General features: G+C 38.9%; 6 protein-coding genes and 1 pseudogene. All 7 read left to right on the top strand.

Going from position 1 to position 12,731, the window contains the following annotated elements; all coding sequences use genetic code 11:
• The first annotated feature begins 53 nt into the window (after positions 1 to 53).
• The 7 genes and pseudogenes from CIK86_RS02845 to fahA all read left to right on the top strand — a co-directional run bounded on the left by CIK86_RS02845 (position 54) and on the right by fahA (position 12,691).
• Positions 54 to 1,022, top strand: coding sequence for an IS30 family transposase (locus CIK86_RS02845; RefSeq protein ID WP_096317079.1), 969 nt, complete (start codon positions 54 to 56; stop codon positions 1,020 to 1,022).
• A gap of 19 nt (positions 1,023 to 1,041) precedes the next feature.
• Positions 1,042 to 2,655, top strand: a pseudogene (locus tag CIK86_RS02840) (cellulose biosynthesis cyclic di-GMP-binding regulatory protein BcsB); the annotation flags it as partial.
• Positions 2,655 to 3,785, top strand: coding sequence for a cellulose synthase complex periplasmic endoglucanase BcsZ (gene bcsZ / locus CIK86_RS02835; protein WP_086998873.1), 1,131 nt, complete (start codon positions 2,655 to 2,657; stop codon positions 3,783 to 3,785). The pseudogene CIK86_RS02840 and the gene bcsZ, both read left to right, overlap by 1 nt.
• The gene (locus tag CIK86_RS02830) at positions 3,776 to 7,594 is read left to right on the top strand and encodes a cellulose synthase subunit BcsC-related outer membrane protein (RefSeq protein ID WP_086998871.1); all 3,819 of its coding nucleotides are present in this window, start codon (positions 3,776 to 3,778) and stop codon (positions 7,592 to 7,594) included. Before bcsZ ends, CIK86_RS02830 begins: the two co-directional genes overlap by 10 nt.
• A 256-nt stretch (positions 7,595 to 7,850) precedes the next feature.
• Positions 7,851 to 9,341, top strand: a complete 1,491-nt coding sequence (locus tag CIK86_RS02825; protein ID WP_086998868.1) for a peptide MFS transporter — start codon at positions 7,851 to 7,853, stop codon at positions 9,339 to 9,341.
• 777 nt (positions 9,342 to 10,118) lie between these two features.
• Positions 10,119 to 11,165: a 4-hydroxyphenylpyruvate dioxygenase gene (hppD, locus tag CIK86_RS02820; protein WP_011328825.1), complete on the top strand. Its 1,047-nt coding sequence runs from the start codon at positions 10,119 to 10,121 to the stop codon at positions 11,163 to 11,165.
• Positions 11,166 to 11,377: 212 nt separating this feature from the next.
• Entirely contained in the window at positions 11,378 to 12,691 is a 1,314-nt protein-coding gene (gene fahA / locus CIK86_RS02815; protein WP_086998865.1) for a fumarylacetoacetase, read from the top strand.
• Positions 12,692 to 12,731: the final 40 nt, after the last annotated feature.

Here is a 12,731-nt window from a genome sequence, read left to right as displayed (position 1 = left end):
AGATGGCCAGCTGTTATAATTCGGCCATTTTCTCGCCAAAGGAAATTGCTTTAATGAAATATAAACAGCTGACACAAGAAGAAAGATACCAGATTTACGCGTTAATAAAAGCAGGAAATAACCAAAAGCAGATAGCTGAAGAACTAACTCGTTCACCGTCATCTATTTCTAGAGAGCTAAAACGCAATAAAGGACTTAAAGGCTATCGGCCTAACCAAGCCAATAACTTTGCTGAACAAAGACGTAAGTCATCTTTCAAAGCAAGTAAGTTAACAGAGGACGTCACTCACTGGATTAATAAATTGTTGCATGACGGACTTTCCCCTGAGCAAGTGGCAGGCCGCTTAGCTTTAGAGAAACAGGTCGTTTTACATCATGAAACAATTTATCAATATATTTACAGAGACAAGGCTCGTGGTGGCAAGCTACATAAGACACTCACTCGTGCATGTAAAAAGTATAAAAAACGCTATGGAAGCTATGATAAACGTGGACAGATAGTTAATCGAGTCAGCATTGATGAACGCCCAAGTATTGTGGATTCAAAGTCTAGGATTGGTGATTGGGAGGGCGATACAGTGATAGGTAAAGGGCGTAAAAATGCGCTTGTCACAATGGTTGAACGTAAAACGTTATATACAGTCGTTCACAGAATTGAAAGCAAGCATGCGAAAATAACAGCCGATGCGCTGATCAAGTGTATGACACCATATAAAGATAGGGTTATTACCGTGACGTTAGATAATGGAAAAGAGTTTGCTCACCATGAGCATGTTGCACAAGCATTAGAAGCTGATGTGTATTTCGCTCATCCCTATTCATCATGGGAGCGGGGCATAAATGAGAATACCAACGGCTTACTTAGACGCTTCTTCCCCAAGGGAACTGACTTTATGGCGCTAAGTGAAGCAGAGATACAGGCGGCAGTTGATAAGCTCAACCATCGGCCAAGAAAAACAAGAGGGTATAAAACCCCTCATGAATTATTTACGGGGCAATCAGAAATACTGGTGGCTGCATAATGATTGCACTTAATACTTGAATTCGAGAGCCATTGAAGCTGCCGCCACTTTATCTAGCTGGTTTGGTGCACAAGCCGATTGGCGCGGAGCACAATTTCCGTTATTAAAAAATAAAGCACCTAATGAACATAGCGTGGTGTTTATCACTAACGACTCTAAGCCTGATTTTTTACGTGACTACCCTGATGTTGATAAACCAACAATTGAAATTATTTCTAACCCACTCCATCGCTATAAAAAAATGTTACTTATAGTGGGCAAAGACACTGCTGATTTAAAAACTGCAGTAACGGGTTTAGCATTTGGTCATAAACTGATGACGGGTCGCACCGCTAGTATAGAGGCTATTAATCAGCTCCCGCTAAGAGAAGCATATGATGCTCCTCGCTGGTTAAGAGGCGATCGCCCCGTACATTTTGATGAGTTAATTGACTACCCAAAACAATTACAAGCTCAGGGCTTAAATAATGGCCCGGTAAAATTAAACGTACGCCTTGCACCTGATTTATTTACTTGGCGCGAAAAAGGTATTCCAATTACGCTGCAATATAGAAATACGCCTGAGAGCAGCATGCTTGACTCACGCCTAAACATGCTAATTAATCAAGAGTTTATTAGTGGTTTTTTACTCAGTAAAAATGATTCATTACTAAGTAAAACCAAAACAATTATGCCTTTAATTGGTAATACAGATACCACAAAAAACGCAGAAGATTTTTCCTTAAATGGGATTAACTTAGCAATTAGAAATGAGCTTAACTTTGACTTTCGCTTTGGTGTACTTAAAAAGGGAGAATGCTCTGTTGTACCTGCAGGAGGGGAGTATGGCGTAATAGATGGTAATTCAAATATTGATGTTAGTGGGTTTCATCATTACATTGCCCTACCCGATTTAAATGTATTTGCTAATAGCGGTTTCCCATTTACTAAATATGCCGACTTACATCAAACCTTGGTTATTTTAGATGATAATCCAACACCTGAAGCAATCACTTTGCTACTCAATTTAACCGGTCGCTTTGGTGCTATCACAGGCTACCCTGGACACCGTTTAGAAATACAATCAGTCAGTGACGATAATAGTAATTATGATGACAAAGATATTATGATTATTACCGCCGCAAATACAGCGGTGAGTGACATTGATGAGAACGCGCCCACCAGTAAGCTTTTAAAAAATAACCACAGAATTATAAAGCAAGCTTTTTATAATGGCGCCTATGATGCTGATACAACAGTAGATGTACAGGTAAGCTTAGTTAGTAGCGGAGACTTAGCCGTTATTGCAGGGTTTCAATCGCCATTTGACTCTGAGCGTTCAATCGTGTCGTTAACCGCCAGTACTAATAGCGCTTATAAACTACTAGATGCTGCATTTAACGAGTCGCAATGGTTATCGCAAATTAAAGGCAGCGCTGCCGTTATTACTAGCCAAGGTGTAAGCTCTATTAAAGCCGATGATACTTATTTTGTTGGGTATGTACCTGTGTATACTTTAATTTGGTTTCATTTATCTGATCATCCATTTGGGTTAGCTTTTTTATCTATTTTAACCCTGTTACTTATTTCTTTTATAATTTGGCGCTTGCTACAAGCCCTTACCTACAAACGTTTAGCTGAAGGAGATAAATAATGAAATTGTTTATAACTAAAGCATTTATAATGCTGATTTTATTTACTCCTTTGAGCCACGCACAACAATGTGCGCCTTGGCAGCAATGGCAAACGTTTAAAACACACTTTATGAGTGATGATGGTCGGATTATAGATTTAGGCAGCGAGCAAAATATTACCACTTCTGAAGGGCAATCCTATGCGCTATTTTTTGCGCTAATTGCCAATGATAAAACCGCTTTTGATAAAGTATTAAACTGGACTGAAGAGCATTTAGCCGAAGGCGATTTAAGTACTCGCCTACCTGCATGGCTATGGGGAGTTAATAAAAACAACGTAGGTAATATTCTTGACTCAAACCCAGCATCTGACTCTGATTTATGGATTGCTTATAGCTTATCGCAAGCAGCTATACTTTGGGATGACCGCCGTTACCGTATTTTAGCAGCCGTGCTAGCACAGCGTATAATGCGCGAAGAAACAGCGTATATTAAAGGACTTGGTTTATCTTTATTACCCGCACCTAGCGGCTTTGAGTTTGATAACAAGCGCTATAAATTAAATCCAAGCTATTCGCCGCTGTTTATTTATCAGCAATTTAGCAAACTTTATCCTCATTCACCATGGCAAGAGCTGCATGACGGTTCTGCCAACCTAATTCTTGAAACAAGTAAGCAAGGTGTTAGCCCTGATTGGATTATGTTTGATACTAACAAAGGCTTTTACTTTGATAAAAAAGTAACCGACTTGGGAAGCTATAATGCAATTAGAGTCTATTTGTGGGCAAGTATGATGGCAGAGGATGCACCTTACAAAAAGCAATTAGTCGCACAGTTTGCTCCTTTCATTAAAACGATAAATAAGCGTGGTTATGTGCCTTTAAATACCTATGCACAAACGGGGAACTCAGATAAAAGAGGACCTGTTGGCTTTAATGCCGCATTACTGCCTTTACTAGCAACAGCAAATAATGACAATGACGCTGTAACAATGTCGATTCAACAAAAGTTAATGGTTGATCAATCATTTAGTAAATCGCGTTATTACGATAGTGTATTAAATTTATTTGGTAGCAGTACCTTAGATAAACGCTTTGCAATTTTAGCAGACGGGACGCTGCAACCTAACTGGAGCGATGAATGTCGTTAAGGTTTAGCTTAGTTTATGCCTTAGTAGCGTGCTCAATGTTAAGTGCTAAAACAGTCGAGGATATAGACACTCAGTCTGTCGCATGGCTATTAAAGCAGATAAATATTGGCAAAGGACAAAAAAATAAAAAACTCGTTGAAGATAGCTTACGTAAGCTCGTTGCTATAGCCCCACTGCGCATTGAAACCCAATGTGCTTTAGCACGTAATTACTTTGCTAACGGCGCAACTAATAAAGCAACCTTATTACTAAACCAGCTTGATAATGGCGCAGCAAAACAACACCCATGTATTGAGCAACTTCGAGTTATTGCCCGTATTGAAACAACCGACAAACCATTAGTACAACAAGCAAAATTACTAGCAAGAGCTGGACAATATGTTCAAGCCCAGCAGATTTATAACACCCTTTTTGATACAGCCTACCCCGATCTTAGTTATGAGCTTGAACATTTAAACTGGTATGCACAAGACAGTGCCCAATGGCAAAGTGTTAAAAACGGTTATGAGAAACTACTACAAGGCTATTCTAACATTGCTCTAGTAGAAATAGCTTACGCAAGGCACTTACTCAGACAAAGTCCAAATGACAAAAATGCAATTAATATATTGAGCAAGTATGGTTCTACCTCGTCTTTTAGCAACGAAGTAGAAGAAATCTGGCTTAGTGCATTAGCTAATATGCCAATAGATAGTAAAACAGATAAACAATTTCAGAATTACTTTACTCTTTACCCGTTTAGCAGCAAAGGTGAACTGCAATATCAAGACTTTAAAAAGGATCTAAAAGCCCGCCAAATACTGCTTGCCGATCCGGCTTATCAACTTTGGGTTACGGGTGATGAATTACTTAATAAAAACAAGTTAAATAAAGCCGAGCCTTTACTTTTAAAGGCTTTAATAGGTCGCCCACAAGATGGGGCTATTATGCGAAGTCTCGGTATTCTTTATTTAAGACTCGGTGATAATAAAAAGTCATATCAATTCTTTACTAACGCACAAAAATACACAGCTGACTTTGCTGAACGCGAAACATTACAAGGTTTAGCAAAAACTGCAAAATTTTGGCTTTATATACGCCAAGCTAAAGATGCTATTAACAATAATGAATTTAAAACGGCCGAACTTAAACTCAATTTAGCCCATGTTTTAGAGCAAGATCCTGATACCGTTCTTTATAATAAAGGTTTACTGCAATTTGCTCAGGGCCAATACACACAAGCTGCAATAACGTATCGAACTGTTTTAAAAAATGATCCTCTTAATAATAGTGCCTTGTTAGGCTTACTTGAAATAGCAGAGCTTGAACAAAATGAGCAGGCGTTAACCTCTTTCTATAATGGTTTATCTATTAAGCAAAAAAGGCAAATCCAACAATCTTATTCAATTTCTCTTAGTAGCCAATACCGTGCAAAAGCAACAAGCCTTGCGCAATTTGGAAATTTAGAACAAGCAGAGGACATATTAAAACAAGCTATTGAAGTCGCACCTGAACAATCTTGGCTGTATTACGATTTAGCATTTATCTACCAACAAAAAGGGCTTACACAAAAAGCCCGTACCTTGTTTAATAATGTGCTTTGGCAATTCCCGTTAAATCCTCAAATGCGTTATAGCCACGCATTGTTTTTACGCTCTATTGATGACTACCAAGGCGCTATAAAAACCTTACAATACATACCTTTTAAATCCAGAGATGAGGGGATCGTTGCGCTAGAACAACAACTTCAACTTAATGAATCATTAACACAAAGTGAGCGTCACCTTGATGCTAAAAACAAAGCGACTGCAATTTATCATTTAAGTAGTTTAGAAGCGCAAAATTTAACGCCTTTAATGCAAGCAAAACTATCGAGTAGTTGGTATAGAATTGATGAAAAAATGCATGCAATAAAACTTATTGATAAAGCATTAATAGCACAGCCTTTACTTTCTCCATATTGGCATATGCTTTATGGTGAATGGCTTTTAGAGCAAGGCATTGAAGAGAAAACGCATAACTGGTTTACAAGTTACACATTGCCAGAGCGCACAACTGAAAACGAAATCGCTCAATATGTGCAATTACATAATAATTATATAAATCAATATTACAGTGGTAGTGATTTAATCGCTAAGCTAAACCAGCTTGACCAAAAATATAAAAATACGTCGGCAATAACTACCGCTCTTATAAATGCTAACTTAGCACTTGAGCAACGTGAAGCGGCAATTATTTTATATCAGCAAAAAATACAAAATAAACAAACTCTTGAGCCCCAAGCTTTAATGGCTATTGCCACCGCTTATAGAGAGCTTGGTGATGACTATCAGGCAAAGCAGGTTACGCAACAGGCTATAAATCAAAGCACCTCTCAAGAGGGGTACTTACAACGACAAATAATGGCATCCCTTAATGAGTTTAACTACGCGGGTGATGCGCTGTATCTTGCGAAGCAATTAGTTGATAAATCGCCGAACGATCAAGAGCTTCGGTACTTAGGAGCTCAAGTTGCCGATAAGTTTAACAATGTCGAGCAAGCAAATACCTGGTATCAGCAAACACTGTCGCCTAACCAAGCTCTCAATGATAAACAGCTATACAGCAGCCTAGCGCGTATTAACGATACTGACCCTTGGTATATTAATGGTGCAAAACGTGAGTTAATAAATCAACAAAATAAAAACCAAGCTTATATTGCCATTGGGGTTAATTTTAGTGGCCAAACAAGCACCCAAAGCGAAGCAACGCTGGGAGCTGGCTTAATGCCTATGGAAGCTTATTTTCCGCTTTGGCAAGGCCAAGGGTTTATTAAAGTCGACCCCACAACTATAAGCGCACAAACAACACTATTTGATGAGCAATTTGCAGGTAGCCGCTATGGACAAGGTGCATTGTGTATTTTTACCTGTTCATTAGATGAAGTAAGCCCTAAGGAAAGTGGCGTTGATATTGGTATAGGTTGGCAAAATGAAAACTGGCGTGTTGATATTGGCACTACCCCACTTGGTTTTTTAATTGAAGACATTGTGTGGGGCATAAACTACGCAGACGATTTTGGCGACTTTGGATACAGCCTAGAACTTGAAAAACGCCCTGTTACCAGCTCGGTACTCTCCTATGCTGGTTTAACCGATATAAACTCAGGTAAAGTTTGGGGTGGCGTGCGCTCAACTGGCCTAACCGCCAATTTATCGCACGACTTGGGTGGTAATTGGGGGTTTTGGTCAAGTGCCGACTTTCAATTATATAAAGGTCAAAACGTAAAAGACAATCAACGTTATCGGCTAATGGGGGGCAGTTACTATCGCGTTATTAGTAACCAAGAGCGTGAATTTACCGCTGGTGTCAGTTTATTGCATTGGTCTTATAAGTTTAATTTAAGCGAAGAAACCTATGGTCATGGCGGATATTACAGCCCGCAAAACTATATAGGTATTTCATTACCATTAAGTTATGACGCACGTTGGGGAGATGATTTTGTTTATCGAATTAAAACCGGTATTTCTTACTCACAAACTAAATCGAACGCGATTGACTTTTTTCCAAACAATCCCGACTTACAAGCCCAAGCATTCGTAAGCCAGCTTGAAACAGGCGTCGTTCCTGCTTTTAACGGTGATACTAGCGCCGGTGTTTCGTATAACTTAGAAGGCAGTTTTGAGTACCGAGTAACCCCGCATTGGTTTTTTGGAGGCTACTTAGCAATTGACCGCTCTGACTTTTATGAGCCTAACTTTGGACAACTTTATGTACGTTACTATTTCAATCCTGTTTACGGCACATTAGCATTCCCAGGCAAACCTATAATACCTTATGCTGACTTTTAACAAGGTTTATTGTGTTTAAACCATAAAGCTTAACACTTCCCCTCGCACTAAGGTCTATGTATACTAATGCGCAATTGTAGCTAGGATAAGGGTGTGACTCTTACCTACAGCTTTACTACCTTAACGGCAAACCATTACCTTAGCTGCATTAAACAATACTGATGGTCGAGCATTTAGCGTGTAATACATGGCGCTAAATAGCTAAAGCAAAAATATATAAGGCCATTACAACAATACTTAAAGTTAGGAAGTAAATATGAGTTCAGCTCCAGATAGTGGTTGGTTTGGCCACCCTAAAGGACTTTCAACCTTGTTCTTCACCGAAATGTGGGAACGAATGAGTTATTACGGTATGCGAGCTATGCTCGTATTATTCATGACAGCAAGTTTACAACAAGAAGGCTTAGCCTTCACCGTTGCTTCAGCTGCTGCTATTTACGGTTTGTACACAGGCGCAGTATACTTTTTAGGCTTACCTGGTGGTTGGCTAGCTGATAGATTATTCGGCGGTCAAAAAGCGGTTTGGTATGGCGGTATTATTATTATGTGTGGCCACATTATTTTGGCTATTCCACATGATTACTCATTTTTTATTGGTTTAATTTTTGTAGCAACGGGTACCGGCTTACTAAAACCAAATATCAGCGCTATGGTTGGACAACTATACAGTGATGCTGATGAACGTCGTGATGGCGGGTATGCTATTTACTACATGGGTATTAACTTAGGTTCATTAATTGGTTATTACGTTTGTGGTTACTTTATGGAAAATCTAGGTTGGCACTGGGCGTTTGGTGCTGCAGCTGTGGGTATGGCTATTGGCTTAGTGCAATACAAGCGCTCACTTAAAAACTTACCTGAGCATAGTGCTCTACCAGCTAATCCTTTAGGTCCTAAAGGTACTGCTCGCGCATGGGGCAGTATTGCTATATTTATCATTATAGCGGCTGCTATAACTACCGCAGCTATGACTGGTGCTATAATTATTAATCCAACGGCAGTTGCAGGTTATACTGCGATTGCATTCACTATTATTTTCTTTGTTTATTTTGGTCTTATCTACTTTAAAGGTAAGTTAACCGATGCTGAAAAACAAAGAATGTGGGCACTGTTTTTAGTATGTATAGCTTCAGCCTGTTTTTGGTCTGGCTTTGAGCAAGCAGGTTCATCATTAAACTTATTTGCACGTGATTATACTGACCGTCTTATTGGTACTTTTGAAATCCCTACAACTTGGTTTCAGTCATTAAACTCGCTGTTTATTATTGCGCTATCACCATTTTTTGCAGCGCTTTGGATTAATATGTCAAAGCGTCTTGTTTCACCATCTTATAGTGCAAAATGTGCTGTTGGTTTAATTATAATGGCAACAGGTTTCTTAGTTATGTTTATGGCAGCGCATTATGCGGCTGAAGGCCTAAAAGTAGCACCTTACTGGCTTGTTACTACCTACTTTTTACACACTGTGGGTGAGCTTTGTTTGAGCCCTGTGGCATTAAGTGCTGTAAGTAAGTTATCGCCTCGTCGCTACACAGGCCAAATGATGGGCGTATTTGTATTAACTTATTCTATCGGTAATATCATTGCAGGATTACTTGCTGGTAACTTCGATCCAAATAATGTTGATGAAATACCTAACTTATACCTACAAATAGCATTATTTAGTATTGGTGTTGGTGTTATTTTAGTACTAATGACCTTTAAATCTAAAGTGTGGGAAAGACAGGGGCTAAGCGAGGAAGCTTAATCCCCTCTTAACTAAACCTTTATTAATGAGCTTTTAACGCCTCCCCATAGCAATATGGGGAGGCGTTATCTTGATAGTTAAATACAAATTTCATTTTGTATAAAATAAGTTTAGCTACTTTTTCATTGTTTTTATCTGCTTACCTCGCATCAAGTCACTCCCAACATCAACACCCTTTACCCAGCCTCTAATTAGTACATTGCTTACTACTACCAGTGCTAGCTGGTATGTAACCCTTAAATGACTTTAAAATTATTAGTTCCTGTAAATACTATAACCTCTGATACAGAGCTTCACTGAAAAAGCTTACAAGTAACGCACAAAAAAAGCTGACTTTTAAGCAAACAACCCGAGAGCTCAATCAAAGTGTTGAACGCCATTACCAACTTGCACCCGCAATAAAACCTAATTTATGGTTAGAGCAACGTAGCAAGTTCTTTAACAATAGCAAACCGTAAACAATTAAATACAAAAAACCTTGTTTTTACTAGAGTAAAAAAAGAGATTTAAGTTAGCTTAAATCTCTTTATAAAAAATAAACCACAACAAAATCAATAGCTAAAACTTAAAACACCGTATTTATTCAAACATTTTCATACATACGCGTATTTAAAGCACTCAGCAAAAAAGTAACTTACTGCTAACCGTCCTATAAAATTTACACACGCGCTGTTTACTAAATAACAACGCCCTCTTCCCCAAAGTACAAATTTAGTTAATCATCTACAGCAATACGACAACAAATAATCGCAGTGCTTAATTGCGGGAGTAATGATAATGAGTGAAGTAAATAACCCTTTAGGTTTAGTTGGTATCGAATTTACCGAGTATGCGACACCTGATGCAGATTACATGGATAAAGTATTTACCGACTTTGGCTTTTCAAAGCTAAAAAAATTCAAAGGTAAAGACATTGTTTATTACAATCAAAACGATATTCATTTTTTATTAAATAACGAGCGTGATGGTTTTTCGGCACAGTTTGCTAAAGATCATGGCCCGGCTATTTGCTCTATGGGTTGGCGAGTAGAGAATGCACAAAAAGCATTTGAAGCAGCGGTAGAGCGCGGTGCAAAACCAGCAACCGACTCGGCAAATAAAGATTTACCTTACCCTGCAATTTATGGCATTGGCGACAGCTTAATTTACTTTATTGAGCAATTTGGCGAAAAAGGCTCTATTTACGCACAAGACTTTGAAGATCTAGCCGAGCAAAACGTGGTTGACGATAAAGGCTTTATTCGCATCGACCATTTAACTAATAATGTTTATAAAGGCACCATGGAAAAATGGGCTAACTTTTATAAAGATGTATTTGGTTTTACAGAAGTTCGCTACTTCGACATTAAAGGCCAAAAAACAGCGTTAATTTCGTATGCGCTTAAATCGCCTTGTGGCACCTTCTCTATTCCTATTAACGAAGGTAAAGGCAACGATAATAACCAAATCGATGAATACCTTGGTGAATACAATGGCCCTGGCGTACAGCATTTAGCATTTTTAACTGACGACTTAGTAAGCTCACTTGATAAGCTTGATAAATCGACTATTGCAACTTTAGATATTATTCCTGAGTACTACGATACTATTTTTGACCGTGTACCTTGGGTTGCTGAAGATAAAGAAAAAATTCGTGAGCATCAAATTCTAGTAGATAGCCAAAGTGAAAACTGTTACTTACTACAAATTTTCTCTAAAAACCTATTTGGTCCTATTTTTATTGAAATGATTCAGCGAGTTGACGATGGTGGCTTTGGTGAAGGTAACTTCCAAGCACTATTTGAATCAATTGAACGCGACCAAGAGCGCCGTGGCGTTTTATAAGTAGTTAGCATTTATATTTTAAAAGCAGCGTAACTCGCTGCTTTTTGTCGTTTTACGCTGATATTGAGTAACAATTCTACTCTGTCTGTTTAAATCGTGCTATTCATCACCATATAAGCTGTTAATAATAGATGTTTTTAATCTTTATATGCTTATTTAATAAATTGATATTTATACTGATTAGCACGACCAACTAAACCAAAGGAAATGTAATGAGTTTAATTAACGAAACCCATGATATAAATTTAACAAGCTGGGTAGCCTCTGCAAACGTTGCAGATTGCGACTTCCCTATTCAAAATCTACCTTTTGCTGAAGTTCGTCGTAAAAATAGCAACGAAGCTTTTCGTGGCGCTGTCGCTATTGGCGATCAGGTTATCGATTTAGCAAAACTAAATGAACTCGCTATTTTTAGTGGTGATGCGCAAACAGCCATTGCTGCTGCAAGTAACACAACATTAAATGAATTTATGAGCCTTGGGCAGCAATATTGGTCAGCACTGCGTTTAGCATTATCTAAAGCGCTGCGTGAAGGCTCTGAGCATCAGGCTAAATTAAGCGAAGCGCTTATTGCACAGGCTGATATTGAGTTTGCATTGCCGTGTCGCATTGGTGATTACACCGACTTTTACACCTCTATTTACCATGCAACTGCTGTGGGTAGCTTGTTTCGCCCAGACAACCCACTACTACCTAACTATAAATGGGTACCTATTGGTTACCATGGTCGCTCATCATCTATTGGTGTATCGGGCCAACAATTTCATCGCCCTAAAGGCCAAACCAAAGCGCCAGATGCTGAAGTACCATCGTTTGGCCCGTGTAAACGCCTTGATTATGAACTAGAAGTAGGTATTTACTTAGGTAAAGGTAACGCGTTAGGTGATGCTATAGCGATTGAAAATGCTGAAAACCATGTATTTGGCTTTTGTGTATTTAACGATTGGTCAGCACGTGATTTACAAGCGTGGGAATATCAGCCGTTAGGGCCGTTTTTAGCTAAAAACTTTGCATCAACGGTATCTCCTTGGATAGTGACAACTGAAGCGCTAGCACCATTTAGAACAAGCTGGACACGAGATGAAAACGATCCACAACCATTGGATTATTTAGAATCTAAAGCGAACCGTGAACAAGGCGCGTTTGATATTCAAATGGATGTAAAAATTCAAACTCAGCAAATGCGTGATGAAGGTCATACACCAACGCGTGTATCAACCTCAAGCTTTAAGCACTCATACTGGACAGTTGCGCAAATGGTAACGCACCATACTGTGAATGGTTGTAACTTTATGCCAGGTGATATGCTGGGCTCGGGTACGCAATCTGGCCCAACCCATGAAGAAGCGGGTTCGTTACTTGAGCTTTCTCGTGGTGGTAAAGAAAAAATCACGCTGAGCAATGGCCAACAACGTAGCTTTTTAGAAGACGGCGATAACGTTATTATGCGTGGCTGGTGTGAAAAAGAAGGTTACGCACGCATTGGTTTTGGCTGTGTAGAGAGTACTGTACTCGCTGCAAAATAATTTAAAGAATAAATTGTTTTGCTAAAAAGGATGGCATTTA

It is taken from the genome of Pseudoalteromonas sp. JB197, assembly GCF_002332205.1.
Taxonomy (GTDB): Bacteria; Pseudomonadota; Gammaproteobacteria; order Enterobacterales; family Alteromonadaceae; genus Pseudoalteromonas; species Pseudoalteromonas nigrifaciens.
This window is presented reverse-complemented; position numbering and strand designations above follow the sequence as displayed.